This window comes from Limosilactobacillus oris, assembly GCF_025311495.1.
GTDB classification, from domain to species: Bacteria; Bacillota; Bacilli; order Lactobacillales; family Lactobacillaceae; genus Limosilactobacillus; species Limosilactobacillus oris_A.
The window spans coordinates 550943-576189 of sequence record NZ_CP104398.1; the positions used below are offsets into that span (position 1 = coordinate 550943).

Consider the following 25247-nt stretch of genomic DNA (forward strand, 5'->3'; position numbering starts at 1 on the left):
TCCTAGAAATAAATTATCCACAAATGGTTTTTAACCGCCCGCTACTTTTTTTCATCCTGATCAGGAAATAGTTTTTGCAACTTCGCGAGGCGTGGATCAACTTTTTGATTCTGCCGCTTTTCAGCCTCATAGTCATCTTCAGAGATGACCGACCAGCCCTTGCCGTTTGGCATCGGCTTGCCGGCCTTTTCATCGGCAGAAAGCACCCGTAATGGTACCTGCTCAACAATGTTTTCCGCTAAGGCCGTATCGAAATCAATCAGTTCCCGATCCTGGAGTAGGAAAACAACCTCGTCGTCTTCGTACCGGGAAAAGTGACTGCAATCATCAATATAGGTTTCAGAAAAATCAAAGTCCAGCGGCAACTGAACGGGAGTCAACGAACGACTGGACGGAACCGTCAACGTCGTCTTTACATTGGCGCTAATGGTGGCGTCCCCATCGTCATAAGTCACGTATCCGTCCACCTTCACCGGGGCGACCCCGAGGATGATGTCTGGAAATAACTTCGTCAATGATGCGTTCAGGTCAAAAGTACTCTGAATATGAAGTGGTTCATTTTGATAACGATGTAACTCAGCTAACGACCATTTCATCGTACTAACCTCCTAATGCAACATGTGCAATTATACTAGTCTACCTGGTCAGTTGTCAACGTTTTTTCCTTGACAGTCTTCCCAGCTAGCTACTCTCTTGATTTTACCATACTTCACCGCCAGATAACGGGAGCGTGTTTCAAGTCCTGCTCGACCGGGGTAAAGGTTTGGTACAGTTTGCCGGCCCGGTAATCAACGTTATACAAACGGTCGCGCATCTGCTGGCTAACCTTGGTAAACAGTGGGATTGCGACCTGCTTTTTAACCTGGTGGAGGTACTCCTGCCCCCGCTGGTTGAAGCCCAAGATGTGGATGTAGGGGTGGGCGGCGTGCCGGGCCAGCTCCTCTTCCGTCAGCTGCAGGGTTGTATACAGGCAGAGGCGGATTAGGTGGGCATACGTATACCGCTTCGTCTTAATGGCGTGGATAAACTGGTTAAAGCCTAGTGACTGCTGGGCCGCAGTCTTCAACCGAAACTCCAGCCCCTCTGCCATCTGGTAGGTTTGGCGGAGGCTTTCAAGTGGCGCCTGAATTAACTGGTTGCGTAACAGTGGGTACAGGTCCTCCCAATCTGGTACGCTGCTCAGCTGCCGCAAAGCCGCGCCCGTTTCTCCTGGGACCGCTTCTGCAAAGCTAGCGTGCTGGTCAACCGCTTCGCGAATCGCGCTCGCACTGGCGATCCGCCCGGTAATGACCTGGTCATGGTAGTTGCTTCCGACCCGCTGAATCGGCACTAGCCGCATTTGGTAATGGTGATCCAAAACCGCCTTGTTGTAGGCAAAGGCAAGGATATCATTCGGCGCTTTCAGGCTAACACCGGTTTGTTGGGCAAGCTGGTCATTGAACTGGGTAGCGTAGGTCGCATTGTACTGTTTGAGCGCCGCCTGGTCAAAATCAGCGGCCAGGCGAACGAACTTCTTAAAATCCCACTGGGGATGTTCCGCGCCAAAAGCCACCGTCGGCACCTGAAGTTGGTCCAGGAGCGCCAAGGCGCCCGCCGCAAACCGGTGGGCCGGCTGGCAAGCAAAGTAAAGCGGCAGCTCGACGACGAGGTCCACCCCATTCGCCAATGCGGTCCGGGTTCGTTCCCACTTATCAACGATTGTAGGTTCGCCCCGCTGGGTAAAGTTACCGCTCATCACGGCAACGGCCACGTCAGCGCCAGTCTGCTTTTTGGCCTGCTGGACATAGTAGGCGTGCCCATTGTGAAAGGGATTAAACTCAACTACCATTCCCACTGCCTGCATTTCATCACCTACTTTTGACATTCGAAGAACCACCGGGTCGTTTCAGGAGTAACCTCCTGACGACCAAAGTCAGCTGTCACTTTTACCCGTTGAAAGCCCGCCTGCTGGAGTGCCGCCTGCAACTCTTCCAGGGGATAACTCCGCTCAAAGTGGGTCTCACCAACCCGGTGGTAGTTACCATCCGGCAGCTGGTTGAAAAAGGCCAACTCATGGATGACCCCGTGTTTCACGTCGTCATCGGCAAAGCTGCGCCAAATAAACGCCCGCTGCTGGTCTTCATCCTCGTAATTATACATATAGCCGGGATAGACAACATCGGTCTGGTAGAGGCTGATCATGTCAAAGAGGAACCGGCCTCCGGCAGCCAAATGGGCAGAGACCTGGCTGAAGGTTTCCTGGACATCCGCCAGATCATCAAGGTAGCAGAGCGAGTCCGCATAGCAGGTCACTGCGTCAAACTGGGGGAAGCCAGCCAAGTCACGCATGTCGGCTTGAACTAACTGGAGATCAACGCCGGTTTCGGCAGCGTGCTTGCCCGCCAGGCTAAGCATTTCTGGAGAAAAATCAGCGACGGTTAGGTCCAACCCCGCCGTTGCTAGTAAACAAGCTAACCGACCCGCCCCACCGGCAAGGTCTAAGACGGTCTTGCTAGTGGAAGGGAGCCGGTTAAGGGTATAATCCTGCCATTGCTCGTACAGCTGGGCATCAAACAGCTCATCGTACAGCTGGGCAAAGCTCTGGTAAATCATTAGTCGCTTACCCACTCGCTCAGGTTAACCAGCGGTGCCTGCGACCAGAGCTTTTCAAGATTGTAGAATTGACGGGTCTCCTCCCGGAAAACGTGGACAACCACATCGCCCAGGTCGATCAGAACCCACTTAGCATGGTTCTTTCCTTCAACACTGCCAATCGTGACCCCGGTTTCGTGGGCCTTTTCGATTACCGCGTTGGCAATCGCCTGTACTTGACGGTCAGAACCACCAGTCATGATGACAAAGTAGTCCGCCATCGGACTGATTTCGTCGACCTTGAGGGCGGTAATATCTTCCGCCCGGCGGCCATCCGCCGCTTTAACGACCATTTCCAATACTTGTTTGCTATCCATTTATTCAATCTCCTTTCGGTAAGCCGGTACCCAGGCATTGTATGTCTCCAGAGTCGTTGGGTAAACCGGACTATTGCGTTTCACCAGGTACTCCAGCGTTTGCTTCGTTTGGTAGGCTACTCCTGCTCCCAGGTCCTTAGCGGTAATTTCCCGGGCCCGGTAGACCTCTGGGAAATCCCGACCGGGTTCAATATAGTCCGCCATGTAAACTACCTGTTCTAGCGGACTCATTACCGCAGCGCCGGTAGTATGGTGACGAACGGCATTCAGGATATCCTCATCCCAAATCCCCAGCTCGTCCTTGATTAGTTCAGCACCAACTACCCCATGCCAAATTGCATTGCCATAGTTCAGCAGGTCGGGATTGAGCCCCTTACGGTGGATTTCGTCAATAAAATCCTGGTCAGGACGCTGCTTGGCGTAGTCGTGACAGAGGCCGGCAATACTAGTCTTCTCGACGTCAACCCCGTTGGCCCGAGCTAACTCAATTGCAGTCTGCTCCACCCGCAGGACGTGCTCAAAACGCTTGTCCCGCAATGCCGCACGCAAACGTTCTATCAGTTGATCACGGCTAAGGGGAATATAGTTATGGGTATAGGTTAATTTTTCAGTCATTATATAAATGATGCTCCTTAATAAAAGCGGCCACTGACCGCGGTAGCAGATAATTGACCGACTGGCCCTGCCGGATCCGGGTCCGGATATCGCTCGAACTAATATCAATTGCGGGAATATCCACCCAGATCACCGGATACTTCGTCTCATTCTGTGCGTGGGGCCGTCGAACCCCGACAAAGTGAAAGCGGGGCAGCTTGACCAGGTCCTCAATCCGGTACCACTTATCCAGGTAGTCAACCATATCACCGCCGATAATAAAGTAGTAATCGGTATTAGGATGGCGCTCAAGCAAGGCCTTCATCGTATCATAAGTATAGCTGACGCCGCCCCGCTTCAGCTCCGCATCCTCAATCCCCAACATGGGGTTACCCTCAATGGCCAGTCCTAACATTTGCCGGCGCAAGTCAGCGCTGACGGCGGACTTATGGTCGACGTGCGGCGGGATTGCGTCAGGCATCAGCAGGACCTTATTTAGACATAGGGCGTGCCCCACCTGGTCTGCTACTATCAGGTGGGCATTGTGCACCGGATTAAAGGTCCCACCGTAAATACCAACCCGCTGGTGGCGGGAACTTGTTTGCGGCTGGTACTGAACGGCCGGCTGGGTTTTCGCGTAAACTTGACACCCCTGCATAATCCAACCGCCTCGTTAAATTCGGGCAACTTGGTCTGACAGCTGGCGCAGGTTTTCCTTTGAAGAAACCTTAAAGAGCACCAACACCCGACCAATCGTCTGCACCACTTGGATGTCGGTCTGGTCCTCAATAAAGGTCTTGACCTCATCAGTAGTCACATCCGCGTTTTGCAAAATATTGACCTTGATCAGCTCGCGCCGGTCCAAGGCCCCGTCTAACTGGGCCAGCCAGTTATCACTAAGGCCTTCCTTCCCGACCGCGAAAAGCGGCTGCAGGTGGTTGGCCTGCGCCCGTAAGAAACGCTTTTGTTTTCCTCGTAATTGCATGTGTTCACCTCATTAAATCATTGCTTTGCGCACTAATGCCGCGACACCCTTTGGTACCCAGGCCGCGACCGTCACTCCGGCTGGAACAGTAACCCAGCCAAGGCCTTCAAAGACGACGTCACTCTTCTCGTTAACGTGGAATTCCTCACGAACCAGCGGTGGAAAGTCGTTTAGCTCCTCCGCTGTCGGCGGGGTCAGCAAGCCGCCCCGGTGCTTTTCGTAAAAGCTGTCGGCATTGCTTAACTTGGTCCGGTGAAGCGTCAGATTATTGTCAAAGTAAGTAACAAAGCCGGAATGAGGACCCGTTTCAAAGTCAAAGCGTGCTACCCCGCCGATAAAGATGGTCTGCCCGGGATTCAGCTGGTAGGTCCGGGGCTTGATTTCCTTTTGCGGTGCCACGATCTTGAGGTCCTTTGCAGAAAGGACGTGGGCCATCTGGTGGGGATGGATAATTCCCGGCGTGTCGACCAGTTTATGACCGTCGTCCAGCGGAATTTCAATTTCATCGAGAGTCGTCCCGGGAAAACGGGAAGTTGTAATCAGGTCCTGAACGCCAGTCCGCTGCTTGATAATCTGGTTGATCAGGGTCGACTTGCCCACGTTGGTGACCCCAACCACGTAGACATCCCGGTCGTGGCGGTACTTTTCAATCGTCGCTAGCAGCTCATCAATCTCGTGGTTCTTCTTGGCGGAAACGAGCACCGTGTCAACCGGCCGGATACCAGCCTGGTTGGCCTGCTGCCGGATCCAATCACAGAGTTTCGGCCGACGCAGGGAACGGGGCAGGAGGTCCTCCTTGTTGCCCACTAGCAGAACCGGGTTGTCACCAACAAAGCGGTGGAGGCCCGGGATCAGGCTGCCGTTAAAGTCAAAGATATCCACCACGTAGACAATCAGGGCATTGGCGTCCCGAATCTGACCGAGCAAGCGCAAAAAGTCATCATCGGTCAGTGATACCGGGGCAATTTCGTTATAGTGGCGGAGGCGGAAGCAGCGCTGGCAGTACAACTCGTCATTGGCCAACCCTCTTTTGACCGCTGAGGCCGGCGTATAGCCGAGCGCCGCGGGATCCGTCGACTGGATTACTGCCCCACAGCCAATGCAACGTAATTCTTCATTTTGCTCAGTCATTCAAATCCTCCTGCCATTGTAGTTGCGGATACTTTTTCCTTAATTCACGCCAAACAATTCGTTCAAAGAAGCGGTTGATTCGGGTGTCCCACTTATCCGTATTCAGGAGGGGCTTGACCAAAATACTCCGTACCTCGGCCTCGTTTGCCGCGACCATGTCGGTCATCAACTGGTCCCCGACCATCACCACTTCACTTTTCTTTAGGCCCAGTTTCGTTCGCGCCCGGTTAATGCCAAAGCTCAGCGGCTTCAGTGACCGGGAAACGAAAGGCAGATCGAGGTTCGCCGTAGCCTTGGCAACCCGGTCCTTGCTATTATTTGAAATTACGATTAACGGAATCCCGGCTTCCTGCAGCGTGGTCATCCACTCCCGCAGCTCTGGCGTACCATCAGGGTTATTCCACGCAATCAGCGTATTATCCAGGTCACTAAACACCGCCCGGATTCCCCGCTCCTTCAGCTGGGCGGGAGAAACCGCGTAAATACTGTTGACCATCCAGGTAGGTTTAAATTTATCTAGCAATATCGCACCTCATAAACTTTTGTCATAATTAAATCAATTATAGCGATTATAAAATCGGGTTTCAATCAATCCCCACCAGGGGCGGGATAAAAAAAGCCACCCACCACTGAAAGATGGATGACTTCTTAATTTAACTTAGTTTAATGCTTGCTTAGCTTGGTCAGCGATGGCAGCGAAGGCCTTTGGATCGTTAACCGCCAAGTCAGCCAGCATCTTCCGGTTGATGTCGATGTTAGCCAGCTTCAAGCCGTGCATCAACTTGCTGTAACTGATGTTGTTCATCCGGGCAGCAGCGTTGATCCGGGCAATCCAGAGTTCACGGAACTTACGCTTGTTGACCTTCCGATCACGGAAAGCGTAAACGTAACTCTTCATTACTTGGTCCTTAGCAGTCTTGAATAAACGAGACTTAGCACCACGGTATCCTTTTGCTAACTTCATAACGCGCTTCCGACGAGCACGCGTAACAGTTCCACCTTTAACTCGCATGTTGAAATCCTCCTACGTATTTTAATTCTCATTCGAATGAAGTTTACTTAAATGGTAATAACTTCTTGTAACGCTTTACGTTGGACTTGTCCATCATGCTCAAGCCACGTAATTGACGACGTTGCTTCTTAGTCTTACCGTGAAAACGGTGGCTCGTAAATGAGTTACCACTCTTAAATCCACCATTTGCAGTACGCTTGAAACGCTTAGCAGCAGCGCGGTTAGTCTTCATCTTTGGCATCAGATATTCCCTACTTTCCTAAAATACTATTTCTTTGCTTTATCAGCAGCTGGAGCCAGAGTTAAGAAAATACTCCGCCCCTCCATCTTTGGACGTTGGACAACAGTAGCAATGTCTGAAGTTTCTTCAGCCATCCGTTCAATCATGTCACGACCGATATCCTTGTGCGTGATGGCACGACCCCGGAAACGGAGTGAAACCCGGACCTTGTCACCCTTCTCAATGAACTTGCGAACCCGCTTCAGCTTAACGTTGAAGTCGTTCGTGTCGATTGAGGGGCTCAGGCGAATTTCCTTGACCGTCACTGTCTTCTGTTTCTTCCGAGCTTCCCGCTCTTTCTTTTGCATCTCAAAACGGTACTTACCGTAATCCATGATGCGGGCAACAGCTGGACGAGCCTTTGGTGCAACCAGCACCAAATCAAGGTTGGCATCTTCTGCTAATTGCAGCGCTTCACGCTTTGACTTGATCCCTAATTGTTCGCCATCCTGGCCGATCAGCCGCACTTCGCGTGCACGAATACCGTTATTGACAATCATATCTTGTGCTATGGCAACGCACCTCCAATTTTATTAGCGAAAGATCAAGCAAAAAAGCGGAGTGCCAAACGCACCCCGCTCAATAGGAACAGACCTTCCTCGTCTGCTCAATTTCATCTCGTCAGCCCGGCAATCCTAATCACCAAGGCGAGAAGCGGGTGCTTCTGCTTTTTCTTTCAACGTTTATTAGAATACCGAATCTCCAGATAATTGTCAAGGACATTATCCCTTAGAACGCAAATTATCTCCCGTCATCGGCAATTCCCGGGACAGGAACTTGACCCGTTCCATGATTCGCTGGGCCTTCAAGGGTTCATGGTCACCCTGGGTGTCAATCGCCAAGTGGTTCTTTTCCAGTTCATCCATGGAGAAGTTAGAACTAAAGAAGGTCGGGAGCTCTTCCTGCATCCGGTACTCCAGGATAATTCCCAAGACGTCGTCACGAACCCACTTGCTCATCGCGTCGGCACCGATGTCGTCCAGCATCAGGACCGGTGCTTTCTTGACTGCTTCCAGCTTCTCGCTGGTATTGTTCTTCTTAATCGAGTTGCGCATCTCAACGGCAAAACTCGGGAAGTGCAGCATCGTCGTCGCCACACCCTTTTGCTTTGCCAGCTCGTTGGCGATTGCTCCTAGGAGGTAGGTCTTGCCAACTCCAAAATTCCCATAAAGGTAAAGCCCGGGCATGAAGTGGTCCGCGGAATAGTGGTCGGTAAAGTTGATGGCCGCTTTTAGGGCTGCCATCCGGGTCGCGGTCTGGTGCTGCTCGTCAATGTAGAAGTTATCCAATGAAGCGTTCTGGATAAACTTTGGCATGTTGATTGAGCGGACGAGCCGCTGAATGTGCCGCTGCCGTTCCTTTTCCAGCAGTTGCTGGGTGGGCACATAGGTGACATCTATTTGCCCGGAGTTCAGCACTAGCTGCGGCGAATAGCCTGGAGCCACCGTGGTTTCTCCCTTCTTCGCCAGCTGTTTTTCATGGTAAAACTCATACAGCTTGGATTGCCCGCTTTGGACCATCTCCCGGGAAATCCGCTCCTGATTGTCCTGCAAAAAGGCCTGGACATCCGGATCGGCTAGTACTCGCTTCATCAGCTGGTCGACACTGGCAGTCACGTTTTGATTTTTCATTAGCCCTTGGAGGGTTTCATTTAACGACTTCATTGCTTTCACCACCCCTATTTCTGCTTTCGTTTAGCCAGCAGGGCCTGAACCTCTTGAACCTCTGCCTGCGACGCTTTCTTGGTGCGCTCCGCCTGACTAGTCTTGGTCCATTCCGGCATCTGCTCTTCAATCTGTGGCCGGCCCCGGTAATTTTTCCGCTGGCGGGGCCGCCCCTTTGACTGACCAGCCGCCCGTTGCTGGTTAAAGTTCTTGAGCTGGAGTAAGGCACTGGCCCCATCATGGACCCCCGCTTTGACCCAACTATTGGCAATCGCGTCAACAAAGTTAGCCTTCAAAAGGTCATTATCCAATTCAGCAATCACGTACCAGGAAAGGACGTTGATGACTTCCGGGCTAAGTTTGACGTCCGCCAACAGGTGGGTCAGGATATGCCGCTCGCTGGCGGTTACAAAGCCCCCGGTCTGTTCTTTAAGCCCCTGGAGGAAGTCCACCGGGGCATACCCGGTCACGCTCTTTAACAGCTGCTGGTCCTTAGCAGTCAATCCCTGGTCCTTCTTGGCCGGCTGGTTGGCCCCCGTCGAGCTGCCAGTTGAACTGCCGGTAGGCCGGTAGGCCGCGGCAACGACCCGTTTAAACTTCGCCGCGTCAAAATGATTATCAGCCAGGTTGACCGCCTTCAGGATCAGGTCCTTCATCGTTGGGACGTCAATGCCGTACAGCTGGTGTTCGACCTCGATTAACTGCCGGTGGGCGTCCAGATCCTTTTTGACAAGCGGCTGGTTAGCGAGGAGCTGAAAAAGGGTCGGCCAGTCAAAATCACTAGCTGCGAGTGACGGGCGAGCGGTCTCCACGCTGAACTGCTGCCGTGCTTCTTTGACGGGTACTGGTGCCGTGATAACTGACTCCGCGGCAACATGGAATTCATCCAAGAAGCGATGGCTGACTTCCCTTAGCTGGGGCCGCGAGGTCAACTCGTAACGCCGAGCCCACTTCGCCAGGTGAGCAAAGGCAGCGCTCCCCACCGCCTCAAGGAGGAGGACGCTCAGCAGGTCATCTTCAATAAAGGCGGCAGGGGAAAGGGTCGGCTGGAGCTGGTAAACGTAAAAGTCCCCCTGCTCATCATTCCCGGCGAAGGTTCTTACCAGTCCCACTGCTTCCAAACGGTGAAGGGCGTGGGTAATCTGCTCCGCCCCCGCGTTCATCTGTCGAATAAGGACAGCTTGCAGGCGCCGGTCAGCCAGAGTTGGCCGTTCCAACAGCTGACTATGCAGGGCATAGAACAGGCTAAAGGCGGTTGGCCCCACCACCGGCTGGTAAAAACGGGCCAGGGTCGTGGCATTAAAGTTCACAAAGTCGCCGGCCGCCGTCACGAGGAAGGCTGCCTGTGGTGCAAACTGGTCCTCCTGCTTAGCCATCCTCATTCCTCCTAATCATTACTTTTGTGCTCCGTCTTCACCATGGTTTCCAGTTCGCTCATAAAGGCGTCAACGTCCTTAAACTGGCGGTAAACACTGGCAAAACGAATGTAGGCCACCTCATCGACGTCCTTTAGTTCGTTCATCACGTACTTGCCGATCAGCTGACTGGAAACTTCATTTTCGCCCAGGCTCCGCACCTTCTTCTCGACCTTATCCGTCAGCTTGGTGAGGCGCTCCATACTGACCGGCCTTTTCTCGGCGGACCGGACAATCCCATTAAGAATCTTTTGCCGGCTGAATTCTTGCCGGGTCCCGTCCTTCTTCACAACTAACAGCGGGGTCTCTTCATAGCGTTCAAACGTGGTAAAGCGGAAGCCGCAATGCACACACTCCCGTCGCCGGCGTATAAAGCTGCCATCTTCACTCGGCCGACTGTCAACGACCCGTGAACCATTCTGGTGACAATGTGGACACTTCATGCGCTTACCTCCCTTATAATACTTAACACTTTATTGTACCATACCTCGGTCTAGTTTAATCGTTTAACAAGCTGGGCCACCTGCTGCCGCAAGTGATTATCGTCTCCGTTGTTATCAATCACGATGTCCGCCCGCGCGGCCTTCTCATTTAACGGCATTTGAGCCGCTACCCTGGCTTGCGCTGCCGCTTGGGATAGGCCATCCCGCTTCATCAGGCGTGCGAGCTGGGTCGCCTTATCGACGGTCACCACCACGACTAGGTCGCAATCCTCGTCGTAACCCTGCTCAAACAGCAGTGGCACGTCTAAAATGACGACCGGGACAGCAGCCTTCGTGAAACCCGTGAGCTGGCCCATAATGGTTTCCCGAATCAGGGGCTGCATTACTTGGTTCAGCTGGTTGCGAGCATCCTGGTTATTAAAGACGAACTGGCCGAGCCGCTGGCGGTCAAGGCTACCATCCATGGTCACGATTGACCGGCCAAACCGCTCTACCAGACGTTCAAAACCTGGTTGACCAGGCTGCTGGAGGCGGTGGGCAACCAGGTCAGCATCGATGATTGGAAAGCCAACTTGACCCAGCAGCCCGCTGACGGTCGACTTACCGCTGGCAATCCCGCCGGTTAATCCCACTACTTGTGTCATCTTAATCCTCCACTAACGGCTGACAACGCGGACAGAAAGTCGTTCCCCGCTGGGCCACCTTGATTTTGACCATCTTGGCACCGCACCGGGGACATTTCTCGCCGCCCCGCCCATAGGCGTTCAACCGCTCCTGGAAGCCCCCAGCATCACCAAAGGCATTGGTAAAACTGTGCACAGTCGTCCCCTTATACTTAGTTGCGACCGCTAATTCCTTAATGATGTTGTCATGCAGGACTGCAGCCTGGTCAGGGGTAAGGCTGTTGGCCGGCTGTTCTGGGTTGATCTTGGACATCCAGAGGACCTCATCGACGTAGATGTTGCCGAGACCAGCGACGTGCCGTTGGTTCAGCAGGAATGGCTTGATCTTGCCCCTGCTCCTGCCCAGCTCATCCTGGAAAAAGGCCAGCTTAAAATCAGCGGCGGTCGGTTCAGGTCCTAAGGTTTTCAAGCCGCCGACTGTCTTCTCATCTCCCGTCTTGACCAGGGTCATCCGGCCAAACTTACGGGTATCGTGGTAGCACAGCTCGGTGCCGTCTGTAAATTGAAAAACAACGTGGGTGTGCTTGTCGATCGGTCCCCCAATCGGCTGGTTATAATACTTCCCTTCCATCCGTAAATGGGACACCATCGTTAGATTATTACTAAAGCGGAACAGCAGATACTTTCCCCGCCGGTCAACGTCTTCAATCGTCTGCCCAATCAGGGCCTGGCGAAAGTCTTCCACGTCATTAGTAATCGTTTTGCCGTAGTAAACATCAATTGCGTTAATTTTGCGGCCCTTGGCGATTTTTAAAAGTCCCCGCCGGACCGTCTCAACTTCAGGTAATTCTGGCATTTTCTACCGCCCCTATTTCAAGTCGTACCAAGTATCGCCAATCTTGCTCTCAACTTTCAGCGGCACGTTTAATTGAACCGCGGAGTCCATGACCTGGGGAACCAGCTTCTGGAGGACCGGGATTTCTTCCGCCGGTGCTTCAAAAACCAGTTCGTCATGGATTTGCAAAAGCATCCGGGCTTGGAGTTGACGCTGCTTGATTTCTTCCTTCATCCTAATCATTGCAATTTTAATGATATCCGCCGCGCTCCCCTGGATAGGGGTGTTCATCGCCGTCCGCTCAGCAAAGGACCGCCGGCTAAAACTCTTTGCATGAATATCCGGCAGGTAACGACGACGGTGGGTAATGGTTTCGACATAGCCGTGCTCACGGGCAAAGGCAATCGTATCATCAATATACTTCTTTACGCCCGGGAACTCCTTAAAGTAATTCTGGATAAACTCGTGGGCCTGGGAACGGCTAACGTGAATTCGCTGGGCCAGCCCGTAGTCACTGATTCCATAAACGATCCCGAAGTTAACCGCCTTGGCTCGCCGTCGCATATTGCGGTCAATTTCAGCATCGGCCGGCAGATGGAAAATCCGCCGGGCCGTGCTGGCGTGAATGTCCTCCCCGTTCTTAAAGTCCTCCTGGAGATTCTTATCACTGGTGATGTGGGCCAGTACCCGCAGTTCCACTTGGGAATAGTCAGATGAAAAAATCTGCCAGCCCTCATGGCTCGGTACAAAGGCCTTCCGTATCAAGCGGCCTTCCGGCAGGCGAATCGGGATGTTTTGCAGGTTAGGATCCACGGAGGACAGACGGCCCGTCTGCGTTAGGGTTTGCAGGTACCGGGTGTGAATCTTCTGGTCGCTAGAATGGATGACCTTCAGCAGGCCGGTGATGTAAGTCGACTGGAGCTTGGCGATTTGGCGGTACTGGAGGATGTCCTCCACGATTGGCGCCTGGTCAGCCAGCTTCTCCAGCACATCCACCGCGGTCGAGTACCCGGTCTTAGTCTTCTTGATGACCGGCAGTTTCAGCTTTTCAAAGAGGATGTGCCCCAGCTGCTTAGTAGAATTGATATTAAATTCCTCGCCAGCGGCCGCGTAGATCTGGTCTTCAATGTCGGCTAAGCGCTCGGTCAGCTTGCTGCCCATATCTTTGAGTGTCTGGGCATTAACCTTGATCCCGGTGATTTCCATCGCCGCTAAGACCCGGGTCAGCGGCACTTCGATTTCCGTATAAAGCGGCGTCTGCTGGTTATCGTCAAGTTTCTTAAACAGCGAGTCCCGCAGGTCGTTAATCGCCCGGGCTTTTTGTGCCAGGTGGGTATAGAAGGTCTGGTCATCGTCAGGGATGGCCCGCTTAGCCCCCTTACCATAGACCTCCTCGTCAGTAGCGACCTCATGATAATCGTGCTCCAGGGCGACCTGCCCAAGGTCATTGCTGTTGTCGTTTGTGTTCAGCAGGTAGGAAGCCAGTAGGAGGTCAAAATCAACGTTCCGCAAGTCAATCCCCAGCCGGTGTAAGCCGACAATCTGGGCCTTAGCGTTAAAGACATTCTTCGCTACCGCTGGTGACTCCAACAGCTTTTTGAGCCGGTCCTGTTTTAAGAGTTCTGCGTCGCGACTGACCAGCCAGGTCGTGCCATCACCGATTACAAAGCCGGCAAAGGGAGAGGTGTGGTAGTTAGCGTCCGGCATTTCGAGGTAGAAACTCAGTTCACCCTTGAGCTGGTCGACTGCCGCCAGGTTATCCGCGGTTAGTTCCGTATACTTCACCGGCGCGCTATCATCCGCCCCTTCTTCGGGGGCCAAGTCCATCTTCGCGAGGAAGGACTTAAAGCCCATCTGCTGGTAGAACGCCACCAGTTTCTCCGTCTGCTCGCCCCGGTAGGCGATGTCGTCTAAGCTAATTTCCAGCGGTGCGTCCTGGAGGATGGTTGCCAGGGTCTTGCACTGCCGCGCAATCTCTTCGTCTTCGACCAGGTGTTCCTTCATCTTGCTCTTTTTAAGGTCATCAATGTGGTCGTAGAGGTTTTCAACGGAGCCAAACTGCTTGACCAGCTTGATGGCCGTCTTTTCACCGATCTTGGTGACTCCGGGATAATTATCCGAGCTATCGCCCATCAGCGCTTTCATGTCGATAATTTGCCGCGGCGTAATGCCGAGTTTTTCTTCTACGTGGGCCGGAGTGTAGTGCTCGGTGTCGGTGACCCCCTTATGGGTAACGGCGACCGTGGTGTGGTCGCTGGCCAGCTGGGTCAGATCGCGGTCCCCAGTAACGATCAGGGTTTCATAGCCCGCTTCGTCCCCCTCCTTCGCCAGGGTCCCGATAATGTCGTCGGCCTCGTAATTCTTTAGTTCGTAACTGTGGAGACCGCACGCTTCCACCAGTTCGCGAACGTAGGGAAACTGCTCCGTCAGCTCGTCCGGGGTCTTGTTCCGACCGCCCTTGTAGTCATCGTACATTTTCGTCCGAAAAGTGACCTTTCCGGCATCGAAAGCTACCAGGGCAGCGTCCGGGTGAAACTTATCCAAGACGTGGTCCAGCATCAGCTTAAAGCCATAAATAGCTGCCGTATGCAGACCATCCTTATTGGTAAACTTGTCAATTTGGTTGTGCATCGCAAAAAATGCCCGAAAGACAATGCTGTTTCCATCGATTAGCAATAATTGTTTTGCCATTTATTCTCCGTCCCTTCTCTTGATAGTGTTATTGTACCAAAGATTAAGGTCGACCGTTAGTTCCCTGTTTAGTCTTCTAAGTGTAATATAATGAGGATGTACCAATTTGCAAGAAGGGATTATTTTGGACAAACTGCTAAACAAACGTCACGTCGAGGAGGCCCGGCTCTTTGCCATCCTCCTCACCTTTTGCGGCGGCTTTTTGGACGCCTTCACCTACATCCAGTGCGGGCACACCCTCGCTGCCGCCCAGACCGGGAACATCGTCTTCCTCAGTGCCGCCCTGGTCAACCACAATGTCATCGGCATCGTTGACCGCTGTGGCGCCATCATCCTCTATATTCTAGGCATCATCGTCGCCATCGGCTTTCAGGCCCACATCAAATACTGGCGAATTTTCTGCCTCTTCCCAATCCTCATCATCGGTGGTTTCGTCGGTGCCATGCCGGAGGACTTCCCCACTCGCTCCCTTTCATCGCCGCTTAAATTTAACCGTCTTCTTTTTCAGAGAAATCTTTTCCACCTGCCAGCCGTAGTCTATCAACTCCTTCTTGTAGGAAAGAAAAGAATGATCCAACGCCACCCCCGCAACCTGTTCAATTTCAGCAAATGATAGCGTGACAGTTGTCCCATCCTGCTGGCTTACAAACGACCAAAGTGCATTATACTTACTCATTTTGATTATCCCCAAGAAAAGACTCCTGCGGCCCAATCGCCACAGGAGTCTTTGCAAAATATATTAGTCCCGGTCGCTCATCCCAAAGATTTGCAGGAAGGAGATGAAGAGGTTGACGAAGTCCAGGTAGAGCTGGAGTGCGCCCACGATTGCCAGACCCATCACTGAATTTTCATTGCTGTAATTCAGGTAGATCTGCTTCATCTTCTGCGCGTCCCACGCCGTTAGCACTACGAAGATAATCACGGCAATGTAAGAGAAAATGTAGGTAATTGCCGAGCTCTTCAAGAAAATGTTGATGATTGAAGCGATAATCAAGGCTACCAGTGCCGCCATGGCGTGGGCACCAAACTTGCTGAGATCCCGCTTAGTAACCGTCCCGTAGAGGGCCATCGTCGCGAAGACCGCCGCCGAAGAAATAAAGGCCGCCGTGATATTAGCCGCCGTAAATGCTCCCGCAATCAGTGCAAACTCAACCCCGTAAATAATCGCCACCAGCATCAGCATGATAAAACCGCCGACCGGGTTCCGGGTGGCGCTAAAGCTAATCCCCATCGACAGTGCGATTGGCAAGAGGAGAATCAGCCAGACCATCCCCTGGTGCTGTTGGAAGTAGCCCAGCACCTGCGTAGCAAAGACGTTCATCGTCAAGTAGGCGCTCAGTGCGGAAACTAAAACTGCCAGGGTCATGTTTCCGTACATCTTAGTCAGGAAACTATTCAACCCCGCCTGGTCGGCAACCACGCGCCGGCCAGAATCATTTGGAAAATTATCCATTATTTAATTCCTCCTAAAGGCTTATTGAAATACAATACCACATTTGGACTTGCCAGTGGTCCTTTTGACTACTTATTAAGCAATTCTTTGAACTTCTCTTCATACTTTTCGATGTCGCCGGCCCCCATGAAGATCAGCACCGCGTTATGGTACTTCGTCAGCTTGTCAATGCTATCCATGTCTACCCCTTCACTGCCCGGAATCTTGGCTTCAAGGTCTGCACTGGAAACTGACCCGTCCTGCTCACGAATGGAAGAGAAGATCGGCGTTACAAAGACCTTGTCCGCCTTGCTCAGACTAGCAGCAAAGCCATCAATGTACGCCGCCAGCCGGGAGTACGTGTGGGGCTGGAAGACCGCCACGATTTCCTTATCCGGGAACTTCTGCCGCGCAGCGTCAATCGTTGCCTTGATTTCGTTTGGGTGGTGGGCGTAGTCGTCGATCAGCTTGTCGTCAGCAACATCGGTCTCACTGAACCGCCGTTTAACCCCGGAGAAGTTGGCGAGTTCCTGCTTGATCTTGTCCATGTCGACTTTTTCCATGTAAGCCACCGCCAGAACTGCCAGGCTATTCAGGATGCTGTGTTCACCATAGAGGTGGATGGTGAAGGTTCCCAACTTCTGGTCGCGGAAGTAGGCGTCATAGGTCGAACCAGCTGGGGTCCGGCGGATATTCTCAGCCCGGAAGTCGTCGTCATCCCCGGTCCCGTAGTAGTAAACCGGCACGTCGACGTCCAACTTCCGCAGGTTGGCATCATCACCCCAGGCAAAGATGGCCTTCTTGACCTGCCGACCATAAGTTTCAAATGAACCACGCACGTCATCAATGTCTTTGAAGTAGTCCGGGTGGTCAAAGTCAATATTGGTCATAATGGCATAGTCCGGGTGGTAAGCCAAGAAGTGATCCCGGTATTCATCCGCTTCAAAGACGAAGAAACGATCGTCATCGTTCCCCTTGCCGACACCATCACCAATCAGGTAGCTAGTTGGTTCAACCGCGGCGAGGACGTGGGACAGCAGAGCCGTGGTACTGGTCTTGCCGTGGGCACCGGCAATTCCGATACTGGTGTGGTCCGCCACTTCCTTTTCGACCGCTTCCGGATAGGTCAGCACCGGCAGACCCATTTCCTTAGCCCGCAGCACTTCTGGATGATCTTCGGCAAAGGCATTTCCCTTGATCACCGTCATCCCCTCCTTGAGGTTGGCAGGGTCAAACGGCAGAATCTGGATGCCCGCCTTGAGCAGGGGCCCCTGGGTGAAGGTTTCCTTCGCAATGTCTGAGCCTAAGACTTCGTTTCCTTGATCATGTAAAACACGGGCGAGGGCCGCCATCCCGGTGCCTTTAATGCCGATGAAGTAATATGTCTTCTTTTCCATTCTCTCTTTTCCTTTCCGTGTTCCTGCCTAGTTTGCTGGGAAGAAGGTATCAGCCTTGGCAAAGTCGACCGCCTCGCCAACCTCCTGCCAATCATCAGGAATAATCCACAGGCCCTTCTCGTCCGGAGCATTCTTCATTCGCAATTCACGGAAGCCACAGAGCATCCCATCGCTTTCGACCCCCATCAGTGCGCCAGGCCAAATGAGCTTACCATCGGGCATCATGGCACCGGGGCGCGCCACGACCACCTTAATGCCGGTAGCGACGTTCGGCGAACCACAGACGATTTGAACTGTCTGGTCAGCACCGATCCGGGTTTTGGTGACCTTGAGGTGGTCGGACTTCGGGTGGTCTTCCATCTTCTCGACGTAACCGACCACGAACTTTGGTGTATGGTCGGCCGTTAATTGCTGGTCAAACCCGGCTTGAGTCAGTTTCTGGTTGAGCTTGGCAACCTGGTCATCGGTCAGGAAGACCTGACCATTTTCCTTTGTCAATTCCGGCAACAGCTTGCTGGCGTCCATAAAGTTGTAGCCAAGCAGCTGCTGGTCCTTGGCACTCACGATTTGGACAACCCCATCCTTGATCGTGCTTGTCTGGTCACCATTATTAGGCGCGGTAATCGTTACTAGGATGTCGCCCATCTCTGCTGGATTATAGCTTGCAATTAACATTCTCTATTCATGTCTCCTTTACTTTCAAACCGCTGAATTAGAAAAGGGAGTGGGACTGAACCAAACCACCTGGTTCGTCGTCCCACTTCTACCAATCCACAGCAGGATCAGCGCAGGTCGGGGTCAATACCGGCTAAGCTGCTAACTGCCCTGCTGCTCTACTTATCTCCATCAAGAAAAAGGAGGCTGAGTGGTCCCAGGCCTCCTTATAAATCTAAAAAAGCGGGCCATTTTGACTTGCTTTTTTATTTTACTTCAAATTCCGCAAAAAATCTTCAACTTGTTCCTTAGTTTTGCGATCTTTATTGACTAGCCGACCAATTTCCTTGCCGTGGTCATAAGCGATGAAGCTGGGAATCCCAAAAACGTTTAGTTCTGCTGCCAAGTCAATGTTTTCATCGCGGTCGACGGTGTAGAAGGTATAATCCGCAAAATCCTGTTCGATTTCCGGCATGGCGGGTTTAATAAAGCGGCAGTCGGGGCACCAGCCAGCGGTGAAGAACAGGACAACCTTGCCCTGACCAATCTTGTCGATTAACTGGTCATCTTTAATTACAGGTAACTTTTCCATAGAAGTATCCCTCCTCATTGATTACAATGTTACTATACCATAACTGCTTCTTAATTACTCGTGAATAGCACCTGCTTGGCTTTTTACCGCTGTTAATGTTAGAATTGGGTAATCATTATATTAAAGGAAGCGTTGCAATGAACGATTCAAACAACACACTCAATCCATGGCTGGTCCCAGTAACGCTGGGCGCCTCCGGGGTCGCAGGATTTCTGGCCGGCAAGCTCTTCGGCAAACGGCCCTACCCGGCTAACCGGGCGCTCAAACAAATTCGCCGAGACTTTGCTAAGGAGGGTACCATCACCGGCAGTTGGATCGACCACCGGCAGACTCCCTTCCAACGCTTCGCCGTTAAGACCAGCGCCTACCAGGGCGGCTTAACGCGCTTAGAAGATGGTGAACCGGTAAATTACGAGTTTAAGGTTGACGCCTTTACCGGCAGCCTGCTGGAATTAAAACGGCTGGAAAATTAGTTTATAAATGTAAAAGGGTGGGACAGAACTAGCTCAGCTAGTTCTGTCCCACCCTTTTACTTTTTAGAGCATTATATTGACGTCCCCACTGTTCCATTGCCATAATCACTGGTGACAGGCTCTTGCCCAGGGATGTTAGTCGATAATCAGTCTTAGGCGGCACAGCCGGATAAACTCTTTTCACAATAATATTATCTTGTTCCAACTCATTAAGTTGCAGGGCCAGCATCCGTCGCGAGCAATGTGGCATTAATTTCTGCAATTCACTAAAACGGCACACCTGCTTTTTCATCAGATGATATAAAATGACGCTTTTCCATTTTCCCGAAATAATTTGAAGCGTGCTTTCTACCGGGCAGCCGGACGCACAATCATAAATATGTCTTTGCAAGCTAATACCTCCTCAGTTGTAATGATATAATTATTGACTTTCCTCAACCATAGTGAAATATTTGTTACTTAGGCATTTTTATTTCTCCTCTTGTGCTCCCATCACGTTCCTTTACTATTAGTAAGTAAAGGAGTGAACTTTAATGAAAGCAATCGGATTTACCGAGCATTTACCAATTGATAATCCCCACAGTCTCTATGAATTTCAGGCAGCAGTCCCCAAACCACACCCTCATGACCTACTCGTTAACGTAGCTGCCAGCTCAGTTAACCCCGTTGATACCTATATTCGCAAAGGCGGACGAGGAAAACTGAAGTCACCAAAGATCATTGGCTATGACGCTTGTGGAATTGTAGTAAAACAGGCGCAGCGGTCACCTTATTTAAACCCGGGGACCGAGTCTTTTACGCCGGCTCAATCCTGCGTCCTGGAAGCAATAGCGAATACCAGTTGGTCGATGGGCGAATTGTCGGTCACGCCCCACAAACACTATCAGATGCTCAAGCGGCCGCAATGCCCTTAACCTCGTTAACCGCATACGAGGCTTTATTCGAACAGTTGGGAATCAGTCAATCTTCACAAACTAACAGTGGAAAAACAATCCTAATCATCAATGGTACCGGCGGGGTCGGCTCAGTCGCAACTCAGCTCGCCCACCTAGCTGGACTAACCGTCATTGCCACTGCTTCACACCCCAAGGGAATTCAGTGGACAACAGAACATGGCGCTCAGCTGGTGGTCAACCACCACCAAGACCTAGTTAAGCAAGTTCGTTCCCACGGTTATAAATACGTTGATTATATCCTCGGACTAAGCAACATTGACGCCCATTGGAAAGAAATGTGCCAACTCATTAAACCCAACGGCTCAATTGCATCGATTACCGAAAATAGGCGACCAATTAATCTCAGCTTATTGACCAAGAAGCGCGCTCATTTTGCCTGGGAATGGATGTACACCAAGTCTTATTATTCGACACCCGATATGATCACGCAACACCAAATTTTAGACCGCGTCGCCCAGTTGCTTGATGACAACCTTCTTTCGTGTACCTTAACCAAAGAACTTACTCCTTTTACTGCTGCTAACCTCCGGAAAGCACACCAATTAGTCGAAAGCGGCCATATGATTGGCAAGGTTGCTATTTCAGCTTGGGAATAGTTTGCAAACAATAAGGCGGATAACGGCAGTTCCATCGTAGAAATGCTGTTATCCGCCTTTTCTTATTCGTCCTTTTTAAAGTGCGCCGTAAGCTTATAGATTGGCTGGCCCTTGGCCGCAAACTTTTGCTCGTACTCGGTCTCAACGTTATGCTCGTTCTCATCACTATTGTGGAGGTCGAGCCAAACTCCATCAAAGAGCATTCCATAGTTGTTCATGCTTTGGAGGGAAAATTCAAAGAAGCCCATGTTATCGGTCTTCAGTTCAATTGCCCCTTCATCTTTGAGCACCTGCTGGTAGCCAGCTAAGAAGGTGTGGTAGGTCAGCCGCCGCTTGGCATGACGCGTCTTCGGCCATGGGTCCGAAAAGTTCAGATAGAGACGGTCAAGCTCGTGGTCCTCGAAGTAGTTGGTGATGTCAGAACCATCACCACAGATCAGCTGGAGGTTGGACAGCTCCTCTGTGAGGGCCTTCTTCAAGGCGATAGCTGCTACCGTCCGCTGGATTTCCAGGCCGATAAAGTTGATCTCCGGATGGGCCTTCGCCATCCCAATGATAAACTGCCCCTTCCCCATACCGACTTCAACGTGAATTGGCTGCTTCTTGGCAAAACGGTCCTGCCAGTGACCCTTCACCTCCTCGGCATTGGTTACGATCATCTCCGGGTGGTCCGCAATCAGCGGATCCGCCCACTTTTTATGTTTCACACGCATAATTAGTATTCCTCACTTAACTTTTTTCTTCGTAATTTGAAGTAGAAGCGGGTCAAGACCCAGACCTCAATTGTGGCAAAGACCAGGTTGAGTAAAAAGCCTCGCCAGTCGAAATGCAGACCAATACTTGCCAGGACAATAAGTGCCGCCTCAATCACTGTTACCCGGGTCAGGAGCCGTTGGAAGTCCCTGACCCGTTCCTCAGTTTGAACCGGGTAAAGGTGGGTCAAGACGTTGGCTTCGTACTGGCCATACAACGGCATTAACTGAGTTGCAATCAGGTAGATAAACAGGACGACCAGCGCGGTGTTTAGCCACTGGAGCGGAACCAGGAACGCCAGGACCATCCCCAGCAGGGTCAGCCGGATCACAATCCCACTGATGTCCGTATTGCGGACAAAGCCCCGCGCGTAGAGGTACGCCCATGGCCGGTGGCCGTTTGACAGCCACCGCACCAGTCCATTCGCCCAGCGACGGCGCTTGACATTCCCCTGAACGCTCGGCACATCGGTAAAGAGGTTGAAAAAGCGGTAAACGCTGTACATCCGGTTACTTTCCATTTTGACCGCCACCTGCCAGTCAATTGTCAGTTCACGGTAAACTAGCCGCATCGCAACATCTAAGATTACCGCCACTGCCAACCCCAGCAAGGGACTGACAAGCCAGGTCGCCGCAGCCGCCAACAAGGGATTCAGCCAATACTCCGCTTGGGTTCGCCAGCCCTGCTTTGACCAACGGAGGCTGATGGACTTGCGGGCGGTAAACAGCCAGTCATCCTTTGTCACTACCGCCGTCAGAAAAACGGCTACAATATCAACTGTCGATAGTCGTTCCGTTATAAGGGCGAACGGTAGGGCAGCAAAGGTTCCCGCCAGGGTCATTCCCTCCGCGAGCACAAGGCTGTAAAGGTAGGCCCGTCTCAAATAGCCATCCATGGCCCGAACCTGAGGCAAGAGGAAAACCGGGTCCGGCCGCTTGATCAGGGTCGCCAGCCGACCAATTTGGGCTAGCAGGACAAACCAGGCAATCAGTAGGAAACGGGGCCACCACTGGTTAGCACTGAGGGTTGGCAACCATTCTGAATACCCGTAGGCCAGCGCGCCAAAGAGGAAGAAAAGGGCGATGACAAAGTGGTCGTTGAACACCAGCCGCCAATACTTCAGGAGCATCATAAAGTGACGCTGGCGCCGTTTCGTAAATAGTCTACTCATCTTGATCATCCCTTGCTAAGCCGAGATAAATTTCGTCTAGCGACTCATCCGGCCGGTCTTCCTGCTCACGGAGTTCCGCCAGGGTTCCGTGGGCCCGGACCTGCCCGTTAGCTAAGAGGACAAAGCGGTCACAGTAGCGCTGCGCAGTATCGAGGACGTGGGTCGACATCAGTACGGCCACCCCCTCCTTTTTCTTTTGCTCAATCAGCTTCAGCAAGTCATGGACGGCCAGGGGATCCAAACCATAGAAAGGCTCGTCCACAATCAGCAGTTTGGCATTGGTCATGAAAGCACAGCAAATCATCACCTTTTGCTTCATTCCCTTGGAGAAGTTCGCCGGGAACCAGTCCAGCTTATTGTCGAGCCGGAACAGTTTAAGCAGCTTATGAGCCCGCTGCCAGGCTGCCTCATGGTCAAGTCCGTACGCGTTCATCGTTAATTCGAGGTGCTCCCGCAACGTCAACTCGTCATACAGGATTGGCGTCTCGGGAACGTAGGCAATCTGCTGCTTATACTCGGCCGGATTTTCGGCCAAAGTCAGTCCGTTGAGGGTGATCGTCCCGGAAAACGGCCGCAGCAAACCGATAATGTGGTTTAAGGTCGTGGACTTTCCCGCCCCGTTTAAGCCGATCAGGCCCACTAATTCCCCCGGCTGGACCGCCAGGCTAACCTGCTTTAGGACGGGAATCTGTGAATATCCCCCCACCAGGTTCTTTACTTCAAGTGCCATCATCGTTCCCCCTTGCTAGTCTTAATTTCAACCATTAATTATAACATATCCGGTGCAGCCCTCCCGCTTTTTCGGTATACTAGGGATAGACACAAAAGTTAAAGGAGTGCGATCACATGACTGACTGTATTTTTTGCAAGATAATTGCTGGAGAAATCCCAAGCTACACGGTATACGAGGACGACGTTGTCAAGGCCTTCCTCGATATTTCCCAGGGCACACCAGGGCACACCCTCGTGGTTCCTAAGAAGCACGTCAAGGACCTCTTCGCCTACGACGAGGACCTGGCTGCCGCTGTCTTTTCCCGCCTGCCAAAGATTGCCCGCGCCGTTAAGAAGTCCAACCCGGCAATTAAGGGAATGAACATCATCAACAACAATGGTGAAGTGGCCTACCAATCAGTCTTCCACTCCCATATTCACCTGGTGCCCCGCTACACTGACCAGGACGACTTCAAGATTATCTTTAAGGATAATTCCGCTAAGTATGACGAGGACAAGTACAAGGAAATTCAGCAAGCAATCGTCAAGCAGATGGAAGATGAACAGTAATGTTTAAGGCAATCAAAGAAACGGTGACTGACGTTCGGCAGCTCGTCCGTTCCTGTCAGGGATTGACCACTAACGTCAAACAACTCCAGGATAGTCTGCCCGCGGTCAATAAGTTCCAGGCAGAAGTGCAAAAGGACATTGCCAAGTGGCAGTTTAAGGACCAGCCGCGCCTGGATAAAATCCGGGAAATTACTGAACGGTTAAGCAAACAAAGCAAAGCATAATAAAAAACATCGGGCAATAAAATGCCCGATGTTTTTTATTACCTAGTTATTAGCATTGCTGGAAGAGCTACTGTTGCTCGAATTGCCCAAGGTACCACTGTTGCTCGTCGCACCGTTGGAATTCAGGTAGTCATCCAGGATGTTCTTCTCATCGTTTTCCTTAATGGAAACATTCCCCTTCTTGAGGACGTTAGAAACGACCTTGTGGAGGAAGGTCCGGTTGTTCATGTTTTCCTGAACAATCTGGGTCCGCAGGTCAGCGATGTGCTGGCTCTTCTTCCCCTTAGCCGGGTGTTCGATCATGTAGATCACCTGGTAACCGTCATCGGTCTTGACCGGGGTCGTGGTGTATTCACCAGTCTTGAGCTTAAAGGCAGCTTCCTTGTATGCCGAATCTAGCGAGTTATCCGTATTGTCAAAAGCAGGAACCCGCCCACCATTATCCTTGTTGGAAGTGTCAGTCGACTTTGACTTTGCCAGTTTCTTGAAGGTCTTGTACTTGTCGCTTGAGTTGTTCAGCTGGTCGATGATGTCCTGGGCATCGTTCTTACTGCCGACCAGGATCTCAGCTGTTTGAACTTTTGGCTGGTACTTCTTCCACTGGGCATTGATCTGCTTGTTCGTAATGTGGGAGTAATCACGAACCGCGGCTTCCAGCAGGAGGTTAGACCGCAGCTGCTGCTTGAGTGACTTTTCGGTCATCCCATTTTGCTGCAAGAAGGAGCTGAACTGGGAGCCGTACTGGGACTTGTAGCTGTTGTACTGGGCATTGACCTGCTTGTCAGATACCTGTTTGCCGTACTCCTTTTCCAGGACCTTGTCCAAAATCATCTGTTGCAGGACCTGCTTACCATTGCTGGTGGCCTTCATACTGGAATAGTATTCGCTCTGGGTAATCTTTCCCCCGCTGGTTGTGGCTACCGCCTTATTTCCGCAGGCAGCCAGTGGCAGCATCAGGGCCGCCCCCGCAATTACCGCAATTAACTTCTTTGATTTCAAAAAAACACATCCCTTGTAGTATTTTAACTTTCACCCTGACGAAAAACGTCAGCCGGTGGTCTTCGCCCCACCGTTTTGTACCTTCTCAATATACCACA

General features: G+C 51.9%; 31 protein-coding genes, 1 pseudogene and 1 other annotated feature. Of the genes and pseudogenes, 5 read left to right on the forward strand and 27 right to left on the reverse strand.

Annotated features, from left to right (window positions below; genetic code table 11):
* Positions 1-41: 41 nt before the first annotated feature.
* The 18 genes from N4599_RS02930 to polA form a co-directional block, all read right to left on the reverse strand.
* Positions 42-596 (reverse strand): YceD family protein, encoded by a 555-nt coding sequence (locus tag N4599_RS02930; protein ID WP_191363855.1) that lies wholly within the window; start codon positions 594-596, stop codon positions 42-44.
* 113 nt (positions 597-709) lie between these two features.
* Positions 710-1843 carry a nucleotidyltransferase gene (locus N4599_RS02935; RefSeq protein WP_260902458.1) on the reverse strand — a complete coding sequence of 378 codons (1134 nt, stop codon included), beginning with the start codon at positions 1841-1843 and terminating at the stop codon, positions 710-712.
* Between the two features lie 8 nt (positions 1844-1851).
* On the reverse strand, positions 1852-2592 hold the full coding sequence (locus tag N4599_RS02940) for a class I SAM-dependent DNA methyltransferase (RefSeq protein ID WP_191363854.1): 741 nt from the start codon (positions 2590-2592) through the stop codon (positions 1852-1854).
* A complete protein-coding gene (rsfS, locus tag N4599_RS02945; RefSeq protein WP_003715348.1) occupies positions 2592-2948 on the reverse strand; it encodes a ribosome silencing factor in 357 nt (118 codons plus the stop codon). Before rsfS ends, N4599_RS02940 begins: the two co-directional genes overlap by 1 nt.
* Positions 2949-3563, reverse strand: a complete 615-nt coding sequence (yqeK, locus tag N4599_RS02950; protein ID WP_260901874.1) for a bis(5'-nucleosyl)-tetraphosphatase (symmetrical) YqeK — start codon at positions 3561-3563, stop codon at positions 2949-2951. It abuts the gene before it with no gap.
* Entirely contained in the window at positions 3556-4200 is a 645-nt protein-coding gene (locus tag N4599_RS02955; RefSeq protein WP_191363852.1) for a nicotinate-nucleotide adenylyltransferase, read from the reverse strand. Before N4599_RS02955 ends, yqeK begins: the two co-directional genes overlap by 8 nt.
* Positions 4201-4215: 15 nt before the next feature.
* The gene (gene yhbY, locus N4599_RS02960) at positions 4216-4527 is read right to left on the reverse strand and encodes a ribosome assembly RNA-binding protein YhbY (protein WP_003715326.1); all 312 of its coding nucleotides are present in this window, start codon (positions 4525-4527) and stop codon (positions 4216-4218) included.
* 12 nt (positions 4528-4539) lie between these two features.
* The gene (gene yqeH / locus N4599_RS02965; protein ID WP_191363851.1) at positions 4540-5658 is read right to left on the reverse strand and encodes a ribosome biogenesis GTPase YqeH; all 1119 of its coding nucleotides are present in this window, start codon (positions 5656-5658) and stop codon (positions 4540-4542) included.
* Entirely contained in the window at positions 5651-6181 is a 531-nt protein-coding gene (locus tag N4599_RS02970; RefSeq protein ID WP_260901878.1) for a YqeG family HAD IIIA-type phosphatase, read from the reverse strand. Before N4599_RS02970 ends, yqeH begins: the two co-directional genes overlap by 8 nt.
* Positions 6182-6316: 135 nt before the next feature.
* Entirely contained in the window at positions 6317-6670 is a 354-nt protein-coding gene (rplT, locus tag N4599_RS02975; protein WP_003715331.1) for a 50S ribosomal protein L20, read from the reverse strand.
* Between the two features lie 43 nt (positions 6671-6713).
* On the reverse strand, positions 6714-6911 hold the full coding sequence (gene rpmI, locus N4599_RS02980; protein WP_003715352.1) for a 50S ribosomal protein L35: 198 nt from the start codon (positions 6909-6911) through the stop codon (positions 6714-6716).
* Between the two features lie 26 nt (positions 6912-6937).
* Positions 6938-7450, reverse strand: coding sequence for a translation initiation factor IF-3 (infC, locus tag N4599_RS02985; protein ID WP_003715336.1), 513 nt, complete (start codon positions 7448-7450; stop codon positions 6938-6940).
* Positions 7451-7492: 42 nt separating this feature from the next.
* Positions 7493-7626, reverse strand: a sequence feature (ribosomal protein L20 leader region).
* Between the two features lie 46 nt (positions 7627-7672).
* Entirely contained in the window at positions 7673-8614 is a 942-nt protein-coding gene (gene dnaI, locus N4599_RS02990) for a primosomal protein DnaI (RefSeq protein ID WP_260901882.1), read from the reverse strand.
* Positions 8615-8628: 14 nt separating this feature from the next.
* Entirely contained in the window at positions 8629-9990 is a 1362-nt protein-coding gene (locus N4599_RS02995; protein WP_191363848.1) for a DnaD domain protein, read from the reverse strand.
* An 11-nt stretch (positions 9991-10001) separates the two neighbouring features.
* Positions 10002-10472 (reverse strand): transcriptional regulator NrdR, encoded by a 471-nt coding sequence (gene nrdR, locus N4599_RS03000; protein ID WP_191363847.1) that lies wholly within the window; start codon positions 10470-10472, stop codon positions 10002-10004.
* Between the two features lie 50 nt (positions 10473-10522).
* Entirely contained in the window at positions 10523-11116 is a 594-nt protein-coding gene (gene coaE / locus N4599_RS03005) for a dephospho-CoA kinase (protein WP_191363846.1), read from the reverse strand.
* Position 11117: 1 nt separating this feature from the next.
* Entirely contained in the window at positions 11118-11951 is an 834-nt protein-coding gene (mutM, locus tag N4599_RS03010) for a DNA-formamidopyrimidine glycosylase (protein ID WP_191363845.1), read from the reverse strand.
* A 12-nt stretch (positions 11952-11963) separates the two neighbouring features.
* A complete protein-coding gene (polA, locus tag N4599_RS03015) occupies positions 11964-14621 on the reverse strand; it encodes a DNA polymerase I (RefSeq protein WP_260901888.1) in 2658 nt (885 codons plus the stop codon).
* A gap of 106 nt (positions 14622-14727) precedes the next feature.
* On the opposite strand from polA, the gene N4599_RS09990 reads away from it, so the two are divergent.
* The gene (locus tag N4599_RS09990; RefSeq protein WP_473828399.1) at positions 14728-15234 is read left to right on the forward strand and encodes a DUF1275 family protein; all 507 of its coding nucleotides are present in this window, start codon (positions 14728-14730) and stop codon (positions 15232-15234) included.
* A gap of 126 nt (positions 15235-15360) precedes the next feature.
* On the opposite strand, the gene N4599_RS03030 is transcribed toward N4599_RS09990, so the two are convergent.
* The 4 genes from N4599_RS03030 to N4599_RS03045 all read right to left on the reverse strand — a co-directional run bounded on the left by N4599_RS03030 (position 15361) and on the right by N4599_RS03045 (position 18696).
* Positions 15361-16074, reverse strand: a complete 714-nt coding sequence (locus N4599_RS03030; protein ID WP_194176443.1) for a Bax inhibitor-1/YccA family protein — start codon at positions 16072-16074, stop codon at positions 15361-15363.
* A 68-nt stretch (positions 16075-16142) separates the two neighbouring features.
* Positions 16143-17450: a UDP-N-acetylmuramate--L-alanine ligase gene (murC, locus tag N4599_RS03035; protein ID WP_260901891.1), complete on the reverse strand. Its 1308-nt coding sequence runs from the start codon at positions 17448-17450 to the stop codon at positions 16143-16145.
* A 27-nt stretch (positions 17451-17477) separates the two neighbouring features.
* The gene (gene ytpR, locus N4599_RS03040) at positions 17478-18125 is read right to left on the reverse strand and encodes a YtpR family tRNA-binding protein (RefSeq protein WP_260901893.1); all 648 of its coding nucleotides are present in this window, start codon (positions 18123-18125) and stop codon (positions 17478-17480) included.
* 250 nt (positions 18126-18375) lie between these two features.
* Entirely contained in the window at positions 18376-18696 is a 321-nt protein-coding gene (locus N4599_RS03045; protein ID WP_003715330.1) for a thioredoxin family protein, read from the reverse strand.
* A gap of 137 nt (positions 18697-18833) precedes the next feature.
* Here N4599_RS03045 and N4599_RS03050 point away from each other — a divergent pair, with 137 nt between their 5' ends.
* On the forward strand, positions 18834-19169 hold the full coding sequence (locus tag N4599_RS03050) for a PepSY domain-containing protein (protein ID WP_191363840.1): 336 nt from the start codon (positions 18834-18836) through the stop codon (positions 19167-19169).
* Between the two features lie 37 nt (positions 19170-19206).
* On the opposite strand, the gene N4599_RS03055 is transcribed toward N4599_RS03050, so the two are convergent.
* Positions 19207-19560 carry a winged helix-turn-helix transcriptional regulator gene (locus N4599_RS03055; RefSeq protein ID WP_194176439.1) on the reverse strand — a complete coding sequence of 118 codons (354 nt, stop codon included), beginning with the start codon at positions 19558-19560 and terminating at the stop codon, positions 19207-19209.
* 142 nt (positions 19561-19702) lie between these two features.
* On the opposite strand from N4599_RS03055, the pseudogene N4599_RS03060 reads away from it, so the two are divergent.
* Positions 19703-20721 (forward strand): annotated as a pseudogene (locus tag N4599_RS03060) (zinc-binding alcohol dehydrogenase family protein).
* 62 nt (positions 20722-20783) lie between these two features.
* On the opposite strand, the gene trmB reads toward N4599_RS03060, so the two are convergent.
* The 3 genes from trmB to N4599_RS03075 are packed head-to-tail and all read right to left on the reverse strand — an operon-like array spanning position 20784 to position 23375.
* A complete protein-coding gene (gene trmB / locus N4599_RS03065) occupies positions 20784-21434 on the reverse strand; it encodes a tRNA (guanosine(46)-N7)-methyltransferase TrmB (protein ID WP_191363838.1) in 651 nt (216 codons plus the stop codon).
* A gap of 2 nt (positions 21435-21436) precedes the next feature.
* Positions 21437-22645 carry an ABC transporter permease gene (locus tag N4599_RS03070; RefSeq protein WP_260901897.1) on the reverse strand — a complete coding sequence of 403 codons (1209 nt, stop codon included), beginning with the start codon at positions 22643-22645 and terminating at the stop codon, positions 21437-21439.
* Positions 22638-23375 carry an ABC transporter ATP-binding protein gene (locus N4599_RS03075; RefSeq protein WP_272882495.1) on the reverse strand — a complete coding sequence of 246 codons (738 nt, stop codon included), beginning with the start codon at positions 23373-23375 and terminating at the stop codon, positions 22638-22640. Before N4599_RS03075 ends, N4599_RS03070 begins: the two co-directional genes overlap by 8 nt.
* 116 nt (positions 23376-23491) lie before the next feature.
* On the opposite strand from N4599_RS03075, the gene N4599_RS03080 reads away from it, so the two are divergent.
* Together N4599_RS03080 and N4599_RS03085 are read left to right on the forward strand one after the other, a co-directional pair.
* A complete protein-coding gene (locus N4599_RS03080; RefSeq protein WP_003715339.1) occupies positions 23492-23926 on the forward strand; it encodes an HIT family protein in 435 nt (144 codons plus the stop codon).
* Positions 23926-24150: a hypothetical protein gene (locus tag N4599_RS03085; protein ID WP_056984393.1), complete on the forward strand. Its 225-nt coding sequence runs from the start codon at positions 23926-23928 to the stop codon at positions 24148-24150. The genes N4599_RS03080 and N4599_RS03085 overlap by 1 nt, the downstream gene beginning before the upstream one ends.
* A 42-nt stretch (positions 24151-24192) precedes the next feature.
* Here the strand turns inward: N4599_RS03085 and N4599_RS03090 are convergent, their stop codons facing one another.
* On the reverse strand, positions 24193-25149 hold the full coding sequence (locus N4599_RS03090; protein WP_003716086.1) for a peptidylprolyl isomerase PrsA: 957 nt from the start codon (positions 25147-25149) through the stop codon (positions 24193-24195).
* Positions 25150-25247: the final 98 nt, after the last annotated feature.

Bases quoted from the DNA above. Each gene is read 5' to 3' on its own strand.
- N4599_RS02930 (WP_191363855.1), bottom strand. From the start codon at position 596: ATGAAATGGTCGTTAGCTGAGTTACATCGTTATCAAAATGAACCACTT.
- N4599_RS02935 (WP_260902458.1), bottom strand. From the start codon at position 1,843: ATGCAGGCAGTGGGAATGGTAGTTGAGTTTAATCCCTTTCACAATGGG.
- N4599_RS02940 (WP_191363854.1), bottom strand. From the start codon at position 2,592: ATGATTTACCAGAGCTTTGCCCAGCTGTACGATGAGCTGTTTGATGCC.
- rsfS (WP_003715348.1), bottom strand. From the start codon at position 2,948: ATGGATAGCAAACAAGTATTGGAAATGGTCGTTAAAGCGGCGGATGGC.
- yqeK (WP_260901874.1), bottom strand. From the start codon at position 3,563: ATGACTGAAAAATTAACCTATACCCATAACTATATTCCCCTTAGCCGT.
- N4599_RS02955 (WP_191363852.1), bottom strand. From the start codon at position 4,200: ATGCAGGGGTGTCAAGTTTACGCGAAAACCCAGCCGGCCGTTCAGTAC.
- yhbY (WP_003715326.1), bottom strand. From the start codon at position 4,527: ATGCAATTACGAGGAAAACAAAAGCGTTTCTTACGGGCGCAGGCCAAC.
- yqeH (WP_191363851.1), bottom strand. From the start codon at position 5,658: ATGACTGAGCAAAATGAAGAATTACGTTGCATTGGCTGTGGGGCAGTA.
- rplT (WP_003715331.1), bottom strand. From the start codon at position 6,670: ATGCGAGTTAAAGGTGGAACTGTTACGCGTGCTCGTCGGAAGCGCGTT.
- rpmI (WP_003715352.1), bottom strand. From the start codon at position 6,911: ATGCCAAAGATGAAGACTAACCGCGCTGCTGCTAAGCGTTTCAAGCGT.
- infC (WP_003715336.1), bottom strand. From the start codon at position 7,450: ATGATTGTCAATAACGGTATTCGTGCACGCGAAGTGCGGCTGATCGGC.
- dnaI (WP_260901882.1), bottom strand. From the start codon at position 8,614: ATGAAGTCGTTAAATGAAACCCTCCAAGGGCTAATGAAAAATCAAAAC.
- N4599_RS02995 (WP_191363848.1), bottom strand. From the start codon at position 9,990: ATGGCTAAGCAGGAGGACCAGTTTGCACCACAGGCAGCCTTCCTCGTG.
- nrdR (WP_191363847.1), bottom strand. From the start codon at position 10,472: ATGAAGTGTCCACATTGTCACCAGAATGGTTCACGGGTCGTTGACAGT.
- coaE (WP_191363846.1), bottom strand. From the start codon at position 11,116: ATGACACAAGTAGTGGGATTAACCGGCGGGATTGCCAGCGGTAAGTCG.
- mutM (WP_191363845.1), bottom strand. From the start codon at position 11,951: ATGCCAGAATTACCTGAAGTTGAGACGGTCCGGCGGGGACTTTTAAAA.
- polA (WP_260901888.1), bottom strand. From the start codon at position 14,621: ATGGCAAAACAATTATTGCTAATCGATGGAAACAGCATTGTCTTTCGG.
- N4599_RS03030 (WP_194176443.1), bottom strand. From the start codon at position 16,074: ATGGATAATTTTCCAAATGATTCTGGCCGGCGCGTGGTTGCCGACCAG.
- murC (WP_260901891.1), bottom strand. From the start codon at position 17,450: ATGGAAAAGAAGACATATTACTTCATCGGCATTAAAGGCACCGGGATG.
- ytpR (WP_260901893.1), bottom strand. From the start codon at position 18,125: ATGTTAATTGCAAGCTATAATCCAGCAGAGATGGGCGACATCCTAGTA.
- N4599_RS03045 (WP_003715330.1), bottom strand. From the start codon at position 18,696: ATGGAAAAGTTACCTGTAATTAAAGATGACCAGTTAATCGACAAGATT.
- N4599_RS03050 (WP_191363840.1), top strand. From the start codon at position 18,834: ATGAACGATTCAAACAACACACTCAATCCATGGCTGGTCCCAGTAACG.
- trmB (WP_191363838.1), bottom strand. From the start codon at position 21,434: ATGCGTGTGAAACATAAAAAGTGGGCGGATCCGCTGATTGCGGACCAC.
- N4599_RS03070 (WP_260901897.1), bottom strand. From the start codon at position 22,645: ATGAGTAGACTATTTACGAAACGGCGCCAGCGTCACTTTATGATGCTC.
- N4599_RS03075 (WP_272882495.1), bottom strand. From the start codon at position 23,375: ATGGCACTTGAAGTAAAGAACCTGGTGGGGGGATATTCACAGATTCCC.
- N4599_RS03080 (WP_003715339.1), top strand. From the start codon at position 23,492: ATGACTGACTGTATTTTTTGCAAGATAATTGCTGGAGAAATCCCAAGC.
- N4599_RS03085 (WP_056984393.1), top strand. From the start codon at position 23,926: ATGTTTAAGGCAATCAAAGAAACGGTGACTGACGTTCGGCAGCTCGTC.